The 19,154-nt window shown below is 73.4% G+C and carries 21 protein-coding genes; 10 read left to right on the top strand and 11 right to left on the bottom strand.

The window, feature by feature from the left end; genetic code table 11:
- Positions 1-6 precede the first annotated feature (6 nt).
- Complete coding sequence (gene pabB, locus ACSTA4_RS15350; protein ID WP_444959860.1) at positions 7-2,085, bottom strand: aminodeoxychorismate synthase component I; 2,079 nt, start codon at positions 2,083-2,085, stop codon at positions 7-9.
- A 152-nt stretch (positions 2,086-2,237) separates the two neighbouring features.
- On the opposite strand from pabB, the gene ACSTA4_RS15345 reads away from it, so the two are divergent.
- Positions 2,238-2,486 (top strand): SHOCT domain-containing protein, encoded by a 249-nt coding sequence (locus ACSTA4_RS15345; protein WP_444959859.1) that lies wholly within the window; start codon positions 2,238-2,240, stop codon positions 2,484-2,486.
- Between the two features lie 4 nt (positions 2,487-2,490).
- On the opposite strand, the gene ACSTA4_RS15340 is transcribed toward ACSTA4_RS15345, so the two are convergent.
- Complete coding sequence (locus ACSTA4_RS15340; RefSeq protein ID WP_444959858.1) at positions 2,491-3,918, bottom strand: sugar porter family MFS transporter; 1,428 nt, start codon at positions 3,916-3,918, stop codon at positions 2,491-2,493.
- A 194-nt stretch (positions 3,919-4,112) separates the two neighbouring features.
- Here ACSTA4_RS15340 and ACSTA4_RS15335 point away from each other — a divergent pair, with 194 nt between their 5' ends.
- Positions 4,113-4,724, top strand: coding sequence for an HAD family hydrolase (locus tag ACSTA4_RS15335; protein ID WP_444959857.1), 612 nt, complete (start codon positions 4,113-4,115; stop codon positions 4,722-4,724).
- 46 nt (positions 4,725-4,770) lie between these two features.
- On the opposite strand, the gene ACSTA4_RS15330 is transcribed toward ACSTA4_RS15335, so the two are convergent.
- Together ACSTA4_RS15330 and ACSTA4_RS15325 are read right to left on the bottom strand one after the other, a co-directional pair.
- Positions 4,771-4,998, bottom strand: a complete 228-nt coding sequence (locus ACSTA4_RS15330) for a nuclear transport factor 2 family protein (RefSeq protein WP_444959856.1) — start codon at positions 4,996-4,998, stop codon at positions 4,771-4,773.
- 81 nt (positions 4,999-5,079) lie between these two features.
- A complete protein-coding gene (locus ACSTA4_RS15325; RefSeq protein WP_444959855.1) occupies positions 5,080-5,976 on the bottom strand; it encodes an oxidoreductase in 897 nt (298 codons plus the stop codon).
- Between the two features lie 66 nt (positions 5,977-6,042).
- On the opposite strand from ACSTA4_RS15325, the gene ACSTA4_RS15320 reads away from it, so the two are divergent.
- Together ACSTA4_RS15320 and bioB are read left to right on the top strand one after the other, a co-directional pair.
- Entirely contained in the window at positions 6,043-6,651 is a 609-nt protein-coding gene (locus ACSTA4_RS15320; RefSeq protein ID WP_444959854.1) for a TetR/AcrR family transcriptional regulator, read from the top strand.
- Positions 6,652-6,770: 119 nt separating this feature from the next.
- The gene (gene bioB / locus ACSTA4_RS15315; RefSeq protein WP_444959853.1) at positions 6,771-7,832 is read left to right on the top strand and encodes a biotin synthase BioB; all 1,062 of its coding nucleotides are present in this window, start codon (positions 6,771-6,773) and stop codon (positions 7,830-7,832) included.
- Positions 7,833-7,893: 61 nt separating this feature from the next.
- On the opposite strand, the gene ACSTA4_RS15310 is transcribed toward bioB, so the two are convergent.
- Both ACSTA4_RS15310 and ACSTA4_RS15305 read right to left on the bottom strand, forming a co-directional pair.
- The gene (locus ACSTA4_RS15310; protein ID WP_212639803.1) at positions 7,894-8,181 is read right to left on the bottom strand and encodes a YiaA/YiaB family inner membrane protein; all 288 of its coding nucleotides are present in this window, start codon (positions 8,179-8,181) and stop codon (positions 7,894-7,896) included.
- A 108-nt stretch (positions 8,182-8,289) separates the two neighbouring features.
- Complete coding sequence (locus ACSTA4_RS15305) at positions 8,290-9,408, bottom strand: NAD(P)/FAD-dependent oxidoreductase (RefSeq protein ID WP_444959852.1); 1,119 nt, start codon at positions 9,406-9,408, stop codon at positions 8,290-8,292.
- A 135-nt stretch (positions 9,409-9,543) separates the two neighbouring features.
- Between ACSTA4_RS15305 and ddaH the strand changes: the two genes are divergently transcribed.
- From ddaH to ACSTA4_RS15290, 3 genes are all read left to right on the top strand, one after another.
- Complete coding sequence (gene ddaH, locus ACSTA4_RS15300; RefSeq protein ID WP_444964183.1) at positions 9,544-10,317, top strand: dimethylargininase; 774 nt, start codon at positions 9,544-9,546, stop codon at positions 10,315-10,317.
- A 125-nt stretch (positions 10,318-10,442) separates the two neighbouring features.
- Positions 10,443-10,844 (top strand): RidA family protein, encoded by a 402-nt coding sequence (locus ACSTA4_RS15295; RefSeq protein WP_444959851.1) that lies wholly within the window; start codon positions 10,443-10,445, stop codon positions 10,842-10,844.
- Between the two features lie 92 nt (positions 10,845-10,936).
- The gene (locus ACSTA4_RS15290) at positions 10,937-11,893 is read left to right on the top strand and encodes a helix-turn-helix transcriptional regulator (protein WP_444959850.1); all 957 of its coding nucleotides are present in this window, start codon (positions 10,937-10,939) and stop codon (positions 11,891-11,893) included.
- A gap of 10 nt (positions 11,894-11,903) precedes the next feature.
- On the opposite strand, the gene ACSTA4_RS15285 is transcribed toward ACSTA4_RS15290, so the two are convergent.
- Entirely contained in the window at positions 11,904-12,479 is a 576-nt protein-coding gene (locus tag ACSTA4_RS15285; RefSeq protein WP_444959849.1) for a Uma2 family endonuclease, read from the bottom strand.
- A 138-nt stretch (positions 12,480-12,617) separates the two neighbouring features.
- Here ACSTA4_RS15285 and ACSTA4_RS15280 point away from each other — a divergent pair, with 138 nt between their 5' ends.
- Positions 12,618-13,535, top strand: a complete 918-nt coding sequence (locus ACSTA4_RS15280; protein WP_444959848.1) for a GNAT family N-acetyltransferase — start codon at positions 12,618-12,620, stop codon at positions 13,533-13,535.
- Here ACSTA4_RS15280 and ACSTA4_RS15275 read toward each other — a convergent pair.
- Entirely contained in the window at positions 13,513-14,529 is a 1,017-nt protein-coding gene (locus ACSTA4_RS15275) for a Gfo/Idh/MocA family protein (protein ID WP_444959847.1), read from the bottom strand. The two genes, ACSTA4_RS15280 and ACSTA4_RS15275, sit on opposite strands and share 23 nt — an antisense overlap.
- 128 nt (positions 14,530-14,657) lie before the next feature.
- Between ACSTA4_RS15275 and ACSTA4_RS15270 the strand changes: the two genes are divergently transcribed.
- Positions 14,658-15,074, top strand: a complete 417-nt coding sequence (locus ACSTA4_RS15270) for a hypothetical protein (RefSeq protein ID WP_274978003.1) — start codon at positions 14,658-14,660, stop codon at positions 15,072-15,074.
- On the opposite strand, the gene ACSTA4_RS15265 is transcribed toward ACSTA4_RS15270, so the two are convergent.
- The 3 genes from ACSTA4_RS15265 to ACSTA4_RS15255 are packed head-to-tail and all read right to left on the bottom strand — an operon-like array spanning position 15,061 to position 18,099.
- Complete coding sequence (locus tag ACSTA4_RS15265) at positions 15,061-16,032, bottom strand: DUF4097 family beta strand repeat-containing protein (protein WP_444959846.1); 972 nt, start codon at positions 16,030-16,032, stop codon at positions 15,061-15,063. The genes ACSTA4_RS15270 and ACSTA4_RS15265 overlap by 14 nt on opposite strands.
- Before the next feature lie 46 nt (positions 16,033-16,078).
- On the bottom strand, positions 16,079-16,783 hold the full coding sequence (locus ACSTA4_RS15260) for a response regulator transcription factor (RefSeq protein WP_444959845.1): 705 nt from the start codon (positions 16,781-16,783) through the stop codon (positions 16,079-16,081).
- The gene (locus ACSTA4_RS15255; protein ID WP_444964182.1) at positions 16,780-18,099 is read right to left on the bottom strand and encodes a histidine kinase; all 1,320 of its coding nucleotides are present in this window, start codon (positions 18,097-18,099) and stop codon (positions 16,780-16,782) included. Before ACSTA4_RS15255 ends, ACSTA4_RS15260 begins: the two co-directional genes overlap by 4 nt.
- Positions 18,100-18,291: 192 nt before the next feature.
- On the opposite strand from ACSTA4_RS15255, the gene ACSTA4_RS15250 reads away from it, so the two are divergent.
- Positions 18,292-19,035, top strand: a complete 744-nt coding sequence (locus ACSTA4_RS15250) for a (2Fe-2S)-binding protein (protein ID WP_444959844.1) — start codon at positions 18,292-18,294, stop codon at positions 19,033-19,035.
- Positions 19,036-19,154 lie beyond the last annotated feature (119 nt).

The raw sequence follows: 19,154 nt of genomic DNA, 5'->3' as shown, positions 1-19,154 counted from the left end.
GATCGGTCAGCGGGCGTGGGCGGGCACGTCAGCCTTGAGCAGCATCTCCTCGTACTCCTCCTCGGGGTCGGAGTCCAGCACGATCGCTCCGCCGGCGCCGATGGTCAGCTCGCCGCCGCTGAGCACGGCGGTGCGGATGACGATGCTGAGGTCGGCCGCGCCGGAGGAGGACACGTAGCCCAGCGCGCCGGAGTAGACCCCGCGCGCGGAGGTCTCCAGGCGGTCGAGGATGCGCATGGTGCGCTCCTTGGGCGCACCCGTCATCGACCCCCCGGGGAAGCAGGCGCGGACCGCGTCCACGGCCGACACCCGCGGGCGCAGCACGCCCCGCACGGTGGAGACCAGCTGGTGCACGGTGGCGTAGGACTCGGTGTACATGAACGCGGGCACCTCGACGCTGCCGACCTCGCACACCCGCCCCAGGTCGTTGCGGAGCAGGTCGACGATCATGAGGTTCTCGGCGCGGGTCTTGGCGCCGGTGCGCAGCTCCCGGGCCGCGCGCGCGTCGGCGGCCGGGTCGGTGTGGCGCGGCGCGGTGCCCTTGATGGGGCGGCTCTCGGCCGTGCGTTCGCCGTCCACGCGCAGGAAGCGCTCGGGCGAGGCGCTGAGCACGCTCGTGGGCCCCAGGCGCAGCAGGGCGGCGTAGGGCGCGGGGCTGGCGGCGCGCAGGCGGCGGTAGGAGTCCAGGTCCTTCCCGCCGTGGGGCACTCGGATCCGGTTGGTCAGGCAGATCTCGTAGCTCTCCCCGGCGGTGAGCTCGGCCAGGCACTCCTTGACGTCGGCGACGTAGCCCTCGCGCGGGCGCTCCAGCAGGCGGGCCAGGTCGGCGGGCGGGGCGGCGGGGGCGGGCGCGGGCAGCGGCGGCAGGTCGGTGAGGGCGGCCAGGGTCGCGTCGAGCCAGGCGTCGCCGTCGGGGAGGTCGTCGGCGCACACCGCGTAGGTGCGGTTCCGGTGGTGGTCGACGGCCACGAACCGGTCGCAGCGCAGCCACACCGCGTCGGGTTCGGAGGAGGTGTGGGCGCTGTCGCCGCCGCAGTCGGCCTTGAGCTCGTAGCCGAGGTAGCCGACGTAGCCTCCGGCGAAGTCGAAGGGCAGGCCGGAGGGCGAGGGCGGGGGGAGGCGGCGGTCGAGGGCGTCGAAGACGCTGCCGGGCTCGCGGTGCTCGGTGCCGTCGGCGGCGCGCACGGTGACGGGTCCGCCGACGCGGTAGGTGAGCACCTCGCCGGTGGCGGCGCCGAGGAAGGAGAAGCGCGCGGGCCCCTCCGGGCGGGAGCTGTCCAGCCAGAACGCGTACTCGGCGTCGCCGTACAGGCGGGCGAATGCGGCCTCGGTGTCCACGGCCAGGGGGAGTTCGCGCACGCGGACGGTCGGGGCGGCCGTGGCCGCGGGGGCGTCGGGACGCTCTCCGGGCAGCGTCGTCGGGGCCTTCTCCCCCGGGGCCTTCCCGACCCGGGCGGCCGTGTCCCGGTCCGGGGACGGGTCCGGGGGCACGGCCGCGAGGGCGGTGTGCGGGCGGGCCAGACCCAGGAAGTTCGCCACCAGCTCCGCGCCGTGCTCGCTGGCCACCGACTCGGGGTGGAACTGCACGCCCCAGCGGGGCAGCGTGCGGTGTTCCAGGCCCATGACCACGCCGTCCTCGGCCCAGGCGGTGGCCGCCAGCGCCTCGGGCAGCGGCTCGGGGACGGCCAGGGAGTGGTAGCGCACGGCGGTGAGGCCCTGGGGCAGGCCCGCGAACAGGCCCGCTCCGGTGTGCCGGATCCGGGACAGGTGGCCGTGGCGGGGTTGCGGGGCCGAGACCACGTCCGCCCCGGCCAGGTGGGCGATGGCCTGGTGGCCCAGGCACACCCCCAGGACGGGCAGCCGGGTGCGGGCCAGGAGTTCGGGGACGCGGCCCAGGTCGCGGGGGTTCTGGGGGCGGCCCGGTCCCGGTGAGACGACCACGGCGTCCACGTCCGCCGGGTCGAGCCGGTCCCAGCGGGGGTCGTCGTGGGTGAGCACCGCCGGGGTCCGGCCGAGGACGCGCGCCAGGAGCTGGAAGAGGTTGTACGTATATGAGTCGTGGTTGTCCACGAGGAGGACGCGCATAACCACCCTTTTCGTCCGGATCGCGACAATCCAGGTTACGGCGATCCGGACGGAGCGGCTGTCCACAGGCGCGAAGGACCCCTGGAGAAGCGCCCCCGACACGGGTACACAGGAAGGAGAGGAGCGGTTCTTCCAGGAGTGGGGAGCAGACGATGACCTACGTCATGGCCGCGGTCGTCATCATGGTGATGGTGGCGCTGGGCGTCTTCTTCGTCGTCACGGTGGTGTCCGTGGCGGGCGCGGCCCGCGCCGACCTGGCCCGGCCGGGGCGCCGCCGGACCCCCGCCGCGCCCGCGCCGCAGGCCGTGGACGCGGCGGAGGAGGAACTGCGGCTCAGATACGCGCGCGGCCAGATCGACCGGGAGGAGTTCCTCCAGCGCAAGATCGACCTGGAGCGCTGAACCCTCAGCCCCGCATCTCCTCCAGGGTCTTGCCCCGGGTCTCCTTCACGAACCTCAGCACGAAGAAGAACGACACCAGCGCGAAGAACGCGTACATCAGGTACGTGCCGCTCAGGCTCCAGTCGCGCAGGCTCGGAAAGCTCACGGTGATGAGCCAGTTGGTGAGCCACTGGGTCGCGGTGGCCACGCCCATCGCCGCCGCGCGGATGCGCAGGGGGAACATCTCCCCCAGCAGCACCCACACGACCACGCCCCACGACAGGGCGAAGAAGAGCACGAACAGGCTGGCCGCGGTCAACGCCACCGCGCCCCAGCCGAACGACAGCGTCACCTCCTCGCCACGCACCACCGCGTGGTTGAAGGCGTAGGCGGCCAGCGCCAGCGCCACCGTCATCCCGGCCGAACCCACCAGCAGCAGCGGCTTGCGGCCGACCCGGTCCACCAGCAGGATCGCCACGAACGTGCCCACGATGTTCACGATGGAGGTGAACAGGCTCAGCAGCAGCGAGGCCGACTCCTCCACCCCCACCGACTGCCACAGCGAACTGGAGTAGTAGAAGATGACGTTGATCCCGACCAGCTGCTGGAACGCCGAGACGGCCATACCGATCCACACGATGGGCAGCAGACCGTAGCGGCCGGTCAGGTCGCTCAGCCTGGTCCGGACCTCCGAGCCCAGCGCCTCGCGGATCTCCCCGATGCGCTTGTCCACCCGCTCGGTCCCGCCGCCCTCCACGTCGGCCAGGATGCGGCGCGCGCGTTCGGTCTGGCCCACGCGCACCAGGTAGCGGGGCGACTCGGGGATGAGCAGGCTCAGCCCCAGGTAGACCAGGGCGGGAAGGACCTCGATGCCCAGCATCCACTGCCAGGCCTGGACCGGTCCCAGCATGCCGCTCGCGGTGCCGTCGGCCATCTGGGCGATGCCGTAGTTGACCAGCTGCGAGGCGGCGATGCCCAGCACGATGGCCAGCTGCTGCAACGACGCGAGGCGGCCCCGGTAGGCGGCAGGCGAGACCTCGGCGATGTAGGTCGGGGCGATCACCGAGGCCAGGCCGATGGCCACACCGCCCAGGATCCTCCAGGCGGTCAGGTCCCACACGTTGAAGGGCAGCGCTGAGCCGATGGCGCTGATCGCGAACAGCACACCGGCGATCTGCATGGTGCGGATGCGTCCGACCCGGTCGGCCAGGGCGCCCGCGACCGCGGCGCCCACCACGCAGCCCAGGAGCGCGGAGGCGACCGTGAAGCCGAGCGTGGCCGGTCCCACGCCGAACCGTTCCTGGATGGCCGGTACCGCCCCGTTGATGACGGAGCTGTCGTAGCCGAACAGGAAACCCCCCATCGCCGCGGCCGCGGCGATCATCGTCACGTGGACGATGTTGGCCTCTCCCTCCGGAACCGACTCGTTCCCGGCCTGTCTGGCTCCGCTCACGTCCCTCGTCCTTCCCTCGTCGCACAGTGCTCGCCCCAAGAGTGGACACGCCGGGGAGCCGAGGGTCACGGACAAAACGCCCATGGGCCAAAAGATGTCCATCGTTTGGCCCGCGACGTGTATCGGTCACGCGGCGGCCGACCGCGTACGATCTGGACGGGTTCCCGACGGTGCCGTGAGGAAGGTGTGTCCTGTTGACCGTGCTCTTCGACCTGTTCGGCGTCCTGGCCCGCCACCAGTCCGAGGAGGGCAGGGACCGGCTGGTCCGGGTCGCGGGCGCGCCCGCCCCGGCCTTCTGGGAGGCGTACTGGGCGCGGCGCCAGCCCTACGACCGCGCTGACGTGAGCGCCGCCGAGTACTGGCGCGGCGTGGGCGAGGACCTGGGCACGCGCTTCGACGGGGAGCGGGTCGCCGCGCTCGTCGAGGCCGACGTCGCCAGCTGGAGCGCCGTGGACGAGACCATGGTCGCCCTGGTCGGTGAGCTCGCGGCCTCCGGTCGGCGGATCGGACTGCTGTCCAACATCCCCGAGGAGCTGGCCGCCCACTACGAGGCGCACCACCCCTGGCTCGACCGTTTCCACGTGCGCGCCTTCTCCTGCCGCATCCGCCGCGCCAAGCCCGAACCGGACGCCTACCGGTGGTGCCAGGAGGCCCTGGGCGTGGAGCCCGGGCGGATCCTCTTCGTCGACGACCGCGAGGAGAACGTCCGGGCCGCCGAGGCGCTGGGCATGGGCGGCCACGTGTTCACCGCCGCCGACGGGTTCCGCGAGGGCCTCGCGCGCTGGGGGTCCGCCCCCACGGGCTGAGCCCCGGCCACCGCGCGGTCCGGGGCCCGGCCCGGGCAGCGCCGCCTCAGACGGCGTCCTCTCCGGCGAGGGCGGACTGGAAGCGGATGACCGGTTGGCCGAAGCCCTCGCTGAAGTCCGCCTCGACCTCGTCGGTGAAGCAGCCGCGGAACAGCTCCCAGTCACGGGAGTCGGTTCCGGTGGCGTAGCGGGTCTGGACCTCGCTGATCTCGGCCCGGTCCGGCAGCCGCCTGAGTTCGGCCTCGTGTGGCCGCGTCTCGTGTGGCTGTGTCATCGGACGTTCCTTTCCGGGACGCGCCGGTGTCAACGGCGGCGGGGTTCGTGAACGCTCGAACCCGTGGCGCCGGAACGGTTTTCAGGCGACGCGGGGCGTCTTCAGCGGAAAGGTCACTCCGGTGAGTTCTTCGGAGACCTGCCAGAGTCGGCGCGCCGCGTCGACGTCACTCGCCTTCGCCGCGCGTGTGACCAGCTTCGGCGCGCCCCGGAGCCCCATCAGGTTCCGGGGACCGGCGTAACTGCCGCCGGGAACGTCCGCCGTGGCGGCGTAGAGCGTCGGCAGGGCGCCGAGTTCCGCGCTCTGCGTGACCAGGCCGATCAGCGCCTGGCTCGCCCGCAGCCACGGGCCGCGCCCTTCGGTCCTCATCAGGTTCGTGGCCGAGATCCCGGGATGGGCGGCCGTCGACATCACCGGGGAACCGGCCTCGTCGAGGCGCCGCTGGAGTTCCGAGGCGAACAGGAGGTTGGCGAGTTTGGACTGCCCGTAGGCGGGATAGGCCCGGTAGGGCTTCCGCTCCCAGTTGGGGTCGGCGAAGTCGATCGCGCCGATCAGGTGCGCGAGCGAGGCCACCGTGACGACCCTCCCCCGGATTCGCGGCAGCAGCAGGTTCGTGAGCGCGAAGTGGCCGAGGTGGTTGGTCCCGAACTGCGACTCGAAACCGTCGGCGGTGCGGGACAGCGGCGGGAGCGACAGACCGGCGTTGTTGACGAGCAGGTCGACGGGCTCGGTGAGCCGGCGCGCGAACGCGCGGACCGAGGACAGGTCGGCGAGGTCGAGCTCGCCGACCCCGACGTCTCCGGTCATGGTCGCGGCGGCGGCGCGGCCCTTGCCGGGGTCGCGGACGGCGAGCAGGACCCGGGCGCCCCGTTCGGCGAGGACGCGCGCGGTGACGCGTCCGATCCCGCTGTTCGCACCGGTGACGACGACGGTGCGACCGGTCATGGAAGGGACGTCTTGGGCGGAGAACGCTGACATGACCCCCGAATGTAGTCAGTGCAAACAATGATGTCAATGCAAACATCGCGTGTTAGGGTGGCGGACGTGACCGAACCCGCCGGGCAGCGCCCCTACCACCACGGCAACCTCCGCAGTGCGATCCTCGACGCGGCCGCGCGCCAACTGCGCGAGCACGGGGCGGACCAGCTCTCACTCCGGGACCTGGCCAGGGAGGTCGGCGTGAGCCACGCCGCGCCGCGGCGGCATTTCGCCGACCGTCAGGCACTCCTCGACGCCCTGGCCGAGGCGGGGTTCGTCCGCCTGGGCGACGCGCTGCGCACCGCGCTGGCGGAGGCCGGGGACGCGTTCGACGTGCGTGTGCACGGAGCCGTGCTGGCCTTCGCCCGTTTCGCCACCGAGAACGCCGCGCTGCTCGAACTGATGAACTCCGGCAAACACCGGCCGGGAGCCACACGGCTCGTAGAGGCGGCCGAGGCCGCCTTCGGGCAGGTGAGCGAGCTGATCGAGGAGGGTCAGGAGCGCGGCGCGCTCGAACACGGCGACCCCGAGCGCATCGGGATCATCCTGTACGCGACCGTGCAGGGCATCGCGACGATGGTCAACGGCGGCATGATCGACGCGGACAGGCTCGACGGGCTGGTCGAGACCGCGGTCGAGCAGTTCCTGCGGGGCGCCCGTCCCCGCGACCGGTAGCCGCACCCGGCCCCGACCAGGACGCGGGGACAAACAGCCGCCCCGCACAAGACTTCCGCCGCGTTTTTGGCTGGTTCGGTGACTGTGCCGCCCGCGTCCGGGGAACCAGGATCGTCCCCGTGACCACATTCCTTCCCCTGGCCGAGAAGGCCCTTCGCCGCGAGAAGCCCAGCCGCGCCGAACTCCTCGGGGTTCTGAGCAGCTCCGACGACGACCTGATGGACCTGGTCGCCGCGGCCTTCCGCGTCCGACAGCGCTACTTCGAGCGCCGCGTCAAGCTCAACTACCTCGTGAACGTCAAGAGCGGACTGTGCCCGGAGGACTGCTCCTACTGCTCCCAGCGCCTGGGCTCCGAGGCCGGGATCGTCAGGTACACCTGGCTCAAGCCCGACCAGACCCGCGAGGCCGTCTCCCACGGGGTGAGGGCGGGCGCCACCCGGGTCTGCCTGGTGGCCAGCGGGCGCGGACCCACCGACCGCGACGTGGAGCGGCTGGCCCCCGCCATCGAGGGCATCAAGAGCGAGCACCCCGGCGTGGAGGTGTGCGCCTGCCTGGGCCTGCTCTCCGAGGGCCAGGCCGACCGGCTGCGCCGGGCCGGGGCCGACGCCTACAACCACAACCTCAACACCTCGGAGGAGCGCTACGCCGACATCTGCACCACCCACGAGTTCGCGGACCGGGTGGAGACCGTGACCAGGGCCAAGCACGCGGGCCTGTCCCCCTGCTCCGGGCTGATCGCGGGGATGCGGGAGAGCGACGACGACCTGATCGACGCCCTGTTCGCGCTGCGCGAGCTGGAACCGGACTCGGTGCCGGTCAACTTCCTCATGCCCTTCGAGGGCACCCCGCTGGAGGGCACCTGGGAGCTGACCCCGCAGCGGTGCCTGCGCATCCTGGCCGCCGCCCGGTTCGTCTTCCCCGACGTGGAGGTGCGCCTGGCGGGCGGCCGCGAGATCCACCTGCGCTCCCTCCAGCCGCTGGCGCTGCACATCGCCAACTCGGTGTTCCTGGGCGACTACCTCACCAGCGAGGGGCAGGCGGGCCGGGCCGACCTGGAGATGATCGAGGACGCCGGTTTCACCGTGCAGGGCGCGGGCGAGCCCACCCTGCCCAGGGAACGCCACGACCTGCTCAGGCCGCGCCGGAGGGGCGCCGGAACCGCTCTTCCGCCCAACGCCTGACACCGGCGCGGCCCGGGGCTCGGCGCGCTCCGTCCCCGCGCGCCGCGCCGACCCGTCCCGCTCAGGAGCGCGGGACGGGCTGCTCTCCGTTCCAGATGGGGATCTGCTGGTAGTTCTGGGCCGCCTCGGCGGCCAGCGCGTCCTCCTGCCGGTCGCGCACGCACTTGGCCAGGGTGAACGTGGACGTGATCACGTAGAGCAGACCCAGGCCGAGGAAGGCCCGGATCCACAGGTCGACGGGCAGGTAGATGATCCCCGCGCCGACTCCGACCGACGCCGCGCCGAAGGACAGGGCGGACTGGAGGAAGAACTGCGGGGTGGACCGGGGCTGGGGGGTGTAGGGGTTCATGCGTCCATGCTGTCGGCTCCCCCGCTCGCACGCCTGAGTACCGCTACTCAACTCCCCGCCGGACCCCCGGGCCCGGCCGGGTTCGGGCCGCTGCCTGCGCGGACGGCGTCAGGCGGGTGTCATGGGCCGGTCGGGCCGGAAGGGGGACAGGTCCACCCCGGGGTCCTCCCCCATGGCCAGCCGGGCCGCGACCAGCCCCTGGAAGGGTCCGAAGGTCAGCCCCTCACCGCCCAGCCCGGTCGCCACCACCACACCGGGCGCCCGCTCCACGGGTCCCAGCAGCTGCCGTCCGTCGTGCGTGCACGGCCGCAGGCCCACCCGCGTCTCCACCACCGTGGCGTCCGCCAGTCCGGGCAGCGCCTCGACCGCGGTGGAGAGGTTGTGCAGCAGACCCGACGCCGTCACCCGCCGGTCGAACCCGGCCTCCGGCTCCCACGTGCCGCCGGTGACCACCCGGTCGGGGCCGAAGGCCGACACGAAGTACCCGCGCTCGCCGAACCGCACCACCGGCCAGGCGCGGGTGTCACGCCCCGGCAGCGCGAAGTGCGTCACCTGCCCGCGCACCGGGTGCACGGGCAGGTCCACACCGGTGGACGCCAGCAGCCCGGCCGACCACGCGCCCGCGGCCACCACGACCACGGGCGCCTCCAGGGCCTCACCGCCCACGCGCACACCGCTCACCCGGCGGCCGTCCCACAACAGGCGGCACTCCCCCTTGAAGTAGCGCAGTCCCCGCTCCTCGGCGGCGTTGAACAGGGCGGCCCGCGCCGCCGCCCCGTTCAACCGGGCCATGCCCTCCACGAACACCCCGCCGTAGGGTTCGGGCAGCAGCGGGAACCGCTCGCGCGGCCCGCCCGGGGCCAGGCGCTCCACCGCGCCCATCGTCGCGAACTCCGGGCGCTCGGACAGGTTGCGCAGCAGGTCGAACCCGGCGTCGTCGCCCTCCCGGTCCACGGACAGGCCCCCGACCACCTCGTAACCGGTGGCCTGGCCGTCCTCGGCCAGCTCGGCCATCAGCCGCGGGTAGTGCTCGGCCGCGCGGGCCTTGAAGTCCCACACCGGCGCCTCGTCCCACGGCAGCGGCCAGGGGAAGACCACCCCCAGCCCGGCGGCCGTGGCCCGCCCGGTGTGCGAGGCGTCCACCAGCGCGGTGGACACGCCCTTCCTGGCCAGGTGGAACGCCGCGCTCGTCCCCACGATCCCGCCACCGACAATGATCACGTCCATGGCCACCAGCCTGCCCCCGCCCGCACCGGCGAACAAGCCGAAAGACCCGCGTGCCGCGTCCGGGAAACGGGTACGGGTGCGCGATAGGTTGTGCTCTTCCCAGATCCCGGCGCCGCACCCCTGGAGGACGTGTACGTGGACGGATACACCTACTACGGGGTCGCCCTGATGCGCCGCCCCGGCCCCGACCTGGCACGGGGCGCCGCCCCCCGCACGGAGGTGGACCCGGTCCTGGCCGCGCGCCAGTACACGATCTACCAGGAGGCCGTCGCCTCGGCCGGGTGGCGGGTGTGCGAGGTCGAACCGGCGCCCGAGCACCCCGACGCGGTGTTCGTGGAGGACACCGTGGTGGTGTGCGAGGACCTGGCGGTCCTGACCCGCCCCGGCGCGCGGGAGCGCCGCGGCGAGGTGGAGGGGGTCGAGGCCTCCGTGCGCAGACTCGGCCTGCGGGTGGCGCGCGTCGAGGCGCCCGGGACCCTGGACGGCGGTGACGTGCTCCAGGTGGGCTCGACCGTCTACGTGGGCGTGGGCGGGAGAACCGACGCCGAGGGCGCCGCCCAGCTCGAACGGCTGCTCAAGCCGCTGGGCCGGGAGGTCGTGCGCGTGGGCCTGGGCGCGGCACCGCACCTTAAGTCGGCGGTGACCGCGCTGCCCGACGGCACGCTCGTGGGCCTGCCCGAGCTGGTGGAGGCCGACGCGCTGCCTCCCGTGCACCGGGCGGCCGAGGAGCAGGGCGCGCACGTGCTGCCCCTGGGCGGGCGCGACGTGCTGGTCAGCGCCGCCGCGCACGAGACGATCCACCGGCTGAGCGCCGACCGGTGGCGGGTGCTGCCGGTGGACATCTCCGAGTTCGAGAAGCTGGAGGCGTGCGTGACCTGCCTGAGCGTCCTGGTCCCCGACCGGGCCTGAGAGGTCGGCGGCCCGCCCCCTCCTATGAGGAGGGCGGGTGCTCTGCCGTGGGCAGAACCGGAACCCGCGGCCCCCGCGCGGTCGTTGGTGGGGGCGCCAGAGACCGACGAAGCCCCGGGAGAACAATGAGCGCTGTCCGACTGATCCGCAGCCAGACCCTGACCGAGGCCGTGGACTACGCCTACGCCGCCACGGTCCAGGAGCCCGCGCGCGTGGTGTGGACCGCGGGCGCCTGCCCGCTCGACCAGGACGGCCGCACCGTCGCGGTCGGCGACTACGCGGGCCAGGCCGAGCAGGTCATGCGCAACCTGCGCACCGCGCTGAACGACGCCGGAGCCGACCTGGCCGACGTCGTCAAGACCACGGTCTACGTCGCCTCCGACCGCCAGGAGGACCTGGTGGCGGCCTGGGAGGTGGTGCGCGCGCACATGGGCGGGCACGACGCGCCCAGCACCCTGCTCGGGGTGGCCGTGCTCGGCTACGACGACCAGCTGGTCGAGGTGGAGGCGGTCGCGGTGACCGGCTGAGGCACCCCTCCCCGGCCCGAGCATCCCGTCCGACCGGTCGGCGCCAGGAGTGCAGGACCGAAAGCGTCCTCCACTCCTGGCACACTGCGGGGATGAGAGCGACCTCCGCGCGCCTGCTGCGCCTGCTGTCCCTGCTCCAGACCCGCAAGGACTGGCCGGGCGGCGAACTCGCCGACCGCCTCCAGGTGAGTCCGCGCACCGTCCGCCGCGACGTGGACCGTCTCCGCGAGCTGGGCTACCCCATCCAGGCCACCATGGGCACCGGGGGCGGCTACCAGCTCGGCGCGGGCGCCGCCCTGCCACCGCTGCTGCTGGACGACGACGAGGCGGTGGCGGTCGCGGTGGGGCTGCGCACCGCCGCCCAGGGCGGTGTGTCGGGGATCGAGGAGACCTCGGTGCGCGCCCTGGCCAAGCTGTTGCAGGTGCTGCCCTCGCGGCTGCGGCGCCGGGTGGACGCCTTGGGTACCTTCACCGTTCCCATGCCCTCCGACGGGCCCACGGTGGACGCCGACGTGCTCGCGCTGGTGGCCGCCGCCTGCCGGGACAGCGAGCGGCTGCGCTTCGACTACGAGCGCCACGACGGCAGCGCCTCGCGCCGGATGGTGGAGCCCCACCGGCTGGTCTCGCGCGGGCGGCGGTGGTACCTGGTGGCCTGGGACACCGAGCGCGACGACTGGCGCACCTTCCGGGTGGACCGGATGCGCCCGCTCACGCCGACCGGGCCGCGGGTGCCCCCGCGCGACCCGCCCGAGCAGGGGGTCGCGGCCTACCTGCGGGAGCGCATGGACGTGCACATGTGGCCCGTGCGGGCGCGGATCAGGCTGTTCGTCCCCGCGGAGGAGGCCGAGCGCACGGCGGCGGGCTTCGGGCTGATCGAGCCGGTGGACGAGCGCTCGTGCGTGCTGGTGTGCTCCGGGGACTCGCTGTTCCACATGGCCTGCTACCTGGGCATGCTCGACGTGGAGATGGAGGTGGAGGAGCCCGCCGAGCTGCGCGGGCACATGTCGCGCCTGTCGGAGAGGTTCGGCCGTGCGGCGGCCTCGGGCTGAGCCCGCGCGTTCAGAGCCGGTGGACCTCGGTCAGGTCGATGTCCACGGGGTAGGGAAACCCGACCTTGAGCCGGTCGTGGTGGATACCGGTGGGCACGTAGCAGGGACCGGCCGGGTCCAACTCGTATACGTACACCACCGGCCCCCTGCCCTCCTTCTCGACCCGCCAGAAGTGGGGAATACCCGCTTCCGCGTACAGGAAGGGCTTGCGCTTGCGGTCCCGCTCCATGGACTCCTGCGACACCACCTCGACCGCAAGCGCCACCGCATCCGGAAGGAAGGTGCTCTGCCGATCGTCCACCGCCTTGGTGGCCACGACCATGACGTCCGGCTCGGGGCGCTGACGCGGGCCGAGCGTCACGGTCATCCCACGGCGCACACGGTAGTGAGTCGGAACCGTGTGGCGTAGACCGATGGTGAGCAGGTCCATTACAACGCTGTGGTACCCCTTTCGCGGGGCGGGGAGGACGATACTGCCGTCGATCATTTCGCTGTGCGGGGGGAGGGCCGTCAGCCTGTCCAGGTCCTCGGCCCGAAAACCTTCGACGGGAGGGATCAGCCAGTCGGGCACGGGTGCGGAGGTCATACCTTCCTCGCTGTTCAACGGCTCCTTCGACGACTGGGAGCCTAGCCGTTGGAGCCCCGAGTCGGGCGGAGTTCGCCCGAACGCGCGCCAAAACCACTACTTTAGGGAGTCGTTTCTTTCCGGAGAGTAGTGAAAGTAGTGGTGCAGGTGACCGTCCACGACCACAACCCCGAACTGCGCGACCTGAGCGCGCCGCCCACCGTCCGGGACCTGTGCCCCGGCTACCGCCTCGCCCGCTGGGACTCCCCCGCGACCCTGTCCCCGCGCTGCCGGGAACGCCTGCACCGCGTCCTGCGCGACCTGGCCGCGCGGGCCTTCGGCGCCGACCACTCGTCCTACTGGCGCGCCCGGATCGACGCGGGCTTCTTCGAGCAGGTCTCCTCCCTGGCGCTGATCCTGGGCCCGGACGGCTCCCCCGTCGGCTGGGGCGGCTACCACCGCCGCCGCTTCGCCTCCCGGCGCGCCGTGTACCTGGACGCGGCGGGCGTGGTCCCCGCCCACCGCCGCTCGGGCCTGTCCGCGGCCCTGATGATCCACTTCCTGACCCGCGAGGTCCTCGCCCACCCGCTGCGGACCACCTACGTCGTCCTGCGCACCCGCCACCCGGCCGTCTACGCCGCGTGGCGGCAGAGCCTGGGCGACGCGCGCGTCTTCCCCAACGAGCTCCGGCCCCTCCCCGCTCGGGTCCGGCGCGTCGCTGGCGAGGCCGCCGAGTGGCTGGGCGACGGGCCGAACCTGGACCCCGACACTCTGCTCATCCACGACGCCTACCGCGTGTTCGACGGCCGGATCTACGGCACCCGGCCCCGCAGCGGCCACCTCGCGCTCGACGACTACTTCGCCCACGAGGTAGGCCCCCGCGACGCCCTGCTGATGGTGGTCCGCATGAGCGTGCCCGCCCTGGCGCGGGCCACCGCGGCACGCCTGCTGCACGCGCGGCGGCGCCCGCGGGAGGCCGGGGACCTTCCCGCGGGCGCCGGGGAGCACGAGCGTGGGACCGCTCCCAGGAAGGAGAGGCAGGGAGCGGCCGGGATCACGCCAGGGGTACGGCCTTGACCGTGGCCGGGCTGTAGACCAGGCCGCCCACGTCGCGGATCTGGTCCATGATCCGGGCCAGGCGCAGGCTCTCGGCCCAGGGCATGTCGGGGCTCTCCAGCTCACCGGCGGCCACGCACCGCGCGACCTCCTCGGCCTCGTACTCGTAGCCGTTGGCGCGGAAGGGGCGGGAGAAGGACTCCGGCTCGTGGCCGTCGCGGTGCAGCACCACGTCGGTGGCCATCCAGAAGTTCGGGATCTCCAGCCGGCCCTTCGTCCCGGCCAGCACCCCCCGGTTGGGCAGCGTGGTCCGCGAGGCGCACGACAGCGAGCCGGTGCCCCCGTTCTCGCCGCGCACGAGCACGGTGGTGGCGGTGTCCACCATCCGGTCGGGCGACAGGTGGCGGGTGGCGCCCACCACGGTCAGCTCGCCCAGGTGCTGGGAGGCGAAGGCCAGCGGGTACACGCCCAGGTCGAGCAGGGCGCCGCCGCCCAGGCCGGCGTTGAAGAGGCGGTGGTCGGGGTCGTAGGGGGCGTTGAAGCCGAACTCGGCCGAGAGCCAGCGCACCTCGCCGATCGCGCCGTCCTCCACCAGGTCGCGGACCAGGCGGGAGGCGGGCAGGTAGCGCGTCCACATCGCCTCCATCAGGAAGAGACCGCCCTCGCGGGCCGCCTCGGCCATCTGCGAGACCTGGAGGGCGTTCATCGCCATGGGCTTCTCGACCAGGACGTGTTTGCCCGCCCTGAGGCAGGTCAGGGTGTTGGGGTGGTGCCAGGGGTGGGGGGTGGCCACGTACACGGCGTCCACGTTCGGACTCTGGGCCAGGTCCTCGTAGCTGCCGTAGCGTTCGGGGACGTCCCAGGCCCGGCCGAACTCCTCGGCGCGCTCGGGGGTGCGCGAGCCGACCGCGGTGAGCCGGGCGGTGGGGGTGGAGCCGAGCGCCTCGGCGAAGGAATGGGCGATGCCGCCGGTCCCGAGCACGCCCCAGCGCAGTACGCCGTTTTCATCTGTCATGGGGGCATCCTAAAAAACAGGGTCCCGTCGGGGTGCGGGCGGGGAAGGTGCTCGGTTTCCGCGGCCGCGGACCGTACGGTGGCCAGGAGACGGGCGAGGGCGCCCGCAAGCCACGAACGGAGGGGGATATGTCGGACAACCCAGGCACTCTCGCCCAGAGGCTCGGGGTGCGCCCCGGCGACCGGCTGCTCGTCCTCAACGCCCCCGAGCGCTACCTGCGGCTGCTGGAACCGCCTCCCGACATCCACATCGACCTGGGCCCCATCGAGGGCGCCGACTACGACGACGTGCATCTGTTCGCCCTGGACCGGGGCACCGTGGGCCGCGAGGCTCCCCGCGTCCTGGAGGCGGTGGGGCCGGACACCCGCCTGTGGGCGTGCTACCCCCGGCGCGGCGGCACCATCATCACCGACCTGGCCGCGGACCGGGGCTGGGACCCGCTCCTGGACTCGGGGTGGCGCGGTACCGCCCAGGTGCCGATCGACTCGGACTGGGCGGCACTGCGCTTCGAGCGCGCCGGAGCGGGCCGGTCTAGTCCGACGTGACGCTGAGCGCGCCGCTGACGGTGTCGGCCTGGATGCGGGCCTCCGCCTCCGGGGAGGTGTCCACGTCCACTCGGCGCTCTCCGGACGCGGACTCCCCGGTGACCTCGTAGACGCCCTCGGGCACCCGCACGTCGACCCCGCCGCTGACGCTCTCCAGGCTCAACAGGTCGAAGGCCTCGTCGGTGGCGACCCCGATGCCCCCCGAGACCGTGGAGACCTGGGCCTCGGTGAAGCCGCCGCCCACCCGGACGTCGCCGCTGGTGGACTCGGCCACGACCGTGCGCGCGTCGAACCCGGACGCGTCCACGTCACCGGAGGTGCTCGCGGCCTGCAGGTGCTCCCCCGCCCCCTCGGCGATGATCCGGCCGCTGGTGGTCTCCGCGACCACGGAGCCCTCCACCCCGGTCACGTCGATCGTGCCGCTGACGGACTCGGCGGTGACGTCGCCGCTGTTGCCGTCCACCCGCACCTCGCCGCTGGTGCTGCCCAGTTCCAGCTGGCCGTCGACGTTCTCCACGCTGATCCGGCCGCTGATCGTCTCCACGGTCACCGCGGTCCCCGCCGGGACCGCGACCTCGTAGTCGACCCGGCAGCCGTCGAAGAACGGCACGCCCAGGCACTCGGCCTCCACCTGGAGGGCGCCGTCGTCCTCCTCGATGTCCTCCTCCGGTTCGGTGAGGGGGGTCCCGCGCAGGGTGCGGTCCACCTGCACCCGCTCGGCGCCGCCGGTGAGGACGACGTCGCCGCCGGTGCCGTTCTCGATCTCCAGGGCCTGGGGCGCGTCGTAGGCGTCGCTGCGGGTGCCGCGGTCCACTCCCACGTTGCCCAGGACCGAGAAGGCGGTCGCCACCACCACGCCCAGCACCAGCACCGCGCCCAGGAGCAGCCACGGACCCACGCGGAACCCGCGCGGCTCCTTGCTCGACGAGGCATACAGGCCCCGTGCCTTGAATGTCACTGTTCTTCCTTCCTCGTTGGGCTCGCGCCCCCTCTGGTGTCCGCGGTCAGTCCCGGTCCGCGCCGCGCAGGTAGCGCAGCACGGCCTGCACCCTGCGGTGATCGTGGTCGTCGTGGCCCAGGTCCAGCTTGGTGAAGATCGAGCGGATGTGCTTCTCCACAGCGCGTTCGGTGACGGTCAGCCGCGAGGCCACGCCCGCGTTGTTCAGCCCCTGCGCCATGAGCTCCAGTACCTCGGTCTCGCGCGGGGTGAGCCGGGCCAGGGCGTTGTCCCGCCGACGGCTGAGCAGCTGCGAGACCACCTCCGGGTCGATGGCGGCGCCGCCCCCGGCGACGCGGCGCAGCACCGACAGGAACTCGTCGATGTCGGCGACCCGGTCCTTGAGCAGGTAGCCGACCCTGCTGGCCCCGCTGCCGAGCAGGTCGGCGGCGTAGCGGCTGACCACGTGCTGGGACAGCAGCAGCACCGCCACCTCCGGGTACTTCTGGCGGATGGCGATACCCGCCTGGATGCCCTCCTCGGAGTAGGTGGGCGGCATGCGGATGTCGACCAGGCACAGGTCCACGTCGGGGTGCTCCTCCACCGCCCGCATCAGCGCGTCGGCGTCGCCGACCTGCGCGACGATCTCCACCCCCGCGTCCTCCAGCAGGCGGGCCATCCCGCTGCGCAGCAGCACCGAGTCCTCGGCGATGACCACCCTGGGCCCTCTCTCCGCGGGCTGGACGGGGTTCGCACTGGTGTACACGGTCATGCCTCCCAAGGGATGTCGGCGGTCAGGACGGTGCCCTCACCGGCCGGGCTGTGGATGGTCAGGACCCCGTCGACCGCGTCCACGCGGTCCCACAGGCCGTTCAGGCCCGTGCCCGCCCGTGGAGCGGCCCCTCCGGAGCCGTCGTCGGTGACGGTGAGCCGCAGCAGGTCACCGCCGTTGCGGGCGGGGCGCGACACCCGCTCCGCGGCCACGGTGACCCCGGTGGCGCCGGAGTGCTTGGCGACGTTGTTCAGCGCCTCGCAGGCCACGTAGTAGGCCACCCCCTCGGCACGCGGGGAGGGGCGCTCCTCCAACTCGACGTCCACCCGCACGGGGACCGGGGCGCGTCCGGCGGCCACGGGCAGGGCCGCGCCCAGTCCGTGGTCGGTCAGGACCCGCGGGTGGAGCCCGCGCGCCACCTGGCGCAGCTCGTCCATGACCTCCCGGGACTCGCGCTGGGCCTCGGTGATCAGCTCCAGGGCCGTGTCGGGGTCGGTGGCCACGCGCGAGCGCGCCCGGGTCAGGGTCATGGTCAGGGCGAGCAGGCGCTGCTGGGCGCCGTCGTGCAGATCGCGTTCGATGCGGCGGCGCTCGGCCTCGGCGGCGTCGACCATGCGCAGGCGGCTGTCCTGGACGTGCAGCAGGCGGCGGCGGATGCGCACCTCGGGCGCCTCGAACAGCAGCCTGCGGTGCAGCAGGACCTCGGTGGCGACCGTGTAGGGGGCCAGGCGCAGTCCGACGAGGGCGCACAGCGGGCCGAACACGACCAGGACCAGGGGTCCCACCAGGTCGCCGGGAGACCCCATCACCAGCACGAACACGATCCCCATCAGGGCGCCCACGACCGACGCCCCGCCGCACACCACCAGCGCCACCACCACGCCCCCGGCCAGCAGGCCGTGGAGCCCGGCGACGGTGCTGTAGACGACCGCCGACCACGCGTCGCGGCCGAACACGAACCGCCAGGTGCGCACGAGCGGCTTGTCGTGGGCCAGGGGATCGGGCGGGCTGGTCTCCACGATCCCGAACACGTTGTCCAGCCGGTTGCGCTGGACTCGGCAGGACAGGCGGGCCAGCAGGGTCGCCAGGGCCGGGAGGCCGACCAGGAAGGCGAGCGAGTCCGAGAGCATACGGTCGGGGACGAGGCGGGACACCTCGGGCAGCCAGGGGCCGGAGAGCGCGAAGCCGATCCAGGTGGCCGAGACCACCAGCATGGACGCGGGCACCAGGTAGCACAGGGCCAGGGCCAGCGAGGTCATCAGGTGCAGGACCTCGACCGCGCGCACGCGCCAGCCGGACCCGTAGGCTTCGGCCACGCGGGGCAGGGCGGCGAGGGCGGTGAGGAACCCTCCTCTCCCGCCGCTCCTGGCGCTGGTGCGCGTGCTCTGACCGGTCACGCGACCAATCTAGGTTCGGCGGCCCCGGGGCACGAACCCAACAGCACGTGGAGTGCCGGTGGTGCTGGCACCACTCGGGTGTTTCCGGGCGAGGGGAAGGACGGGTGCGGGGTGGACGGAGCGGGGACGACGGCGGTGCGGCCGGTCCTGGCGGAGGTCGGCCGGGTCAACACGCTGTTCGCCGTGGATGCGGCCCCTCCCGGCCCGGGGTGGCTGCCGCTGGGAGGCGGCGGGGCTCTGGAGCCCCGCGTCCTCGCGGCCGAGGTGGAGCGGACGCGGAACCGCCTGGCGGAGCTGGCGGGGCGGCCGGACGCGGTGGTGGAGTGGCGGGTGGCGGCGTCGGTGTTCCAGCAGGGGCTGGCGACGCGGCTGCTGTCGCCGGTGCTGGCGGCCGGGCTGTGCCACGGGGCGCTGGTGGACGCGGCGCGGTTCCACTGGGACCCGCACCGGGAGGGGCCGGTGGTGCTGCGCACCTCCCAGGAGGAGGCCGCGGTGGCGACCGGGGGGACGGCGGAACTGGCCGACTGGGTCGAGCGCACCGTGGTCCTCGGCGTCCTGGCCCGTGCGGCGCGCGGACTGGCCGGGGCGGGCGGGGTGGCGCCGGGGCTTCTGCGGGGCAACACCGCCTCCGCCCTGGCCGGGGCCGTGCGCGCCCTGGGCGCGGACCGGACCGCGGTGCGCGCGCTGGCCGGGGAGGTGGCCGCGGACCTGCTGGGGCGCCCCTCCCTGGCCGGGACCGGCGGTTACACGGGAGTGGACGCCTCCGGTCTGGGAGTGTTCCGGCGCACCACGTGCTGCCTGTACTACCGGGTTCCGGGCGGGGGGTACTGCGGGGACTGCGCCCTGCGCCGCTGAGTGACCCACGTCCGTCCCCCTCCCGCGCTTCGTCGCCCCTCACCCGGGGTAGCTGCGGCCGTGGAAGAAGGTTGGCGAGGGCACCGGTGGGAGGAACCAGTGGCGGGTCGGGACAGGGC

This window comes from Nocardiopsis sp. M1B1 (genome assembly GCF_052466615.1).
Note: the sequence above shows the minus strand (reverse complement) of the source record. Positions and strands in the feature narration are given on the sequence as shown.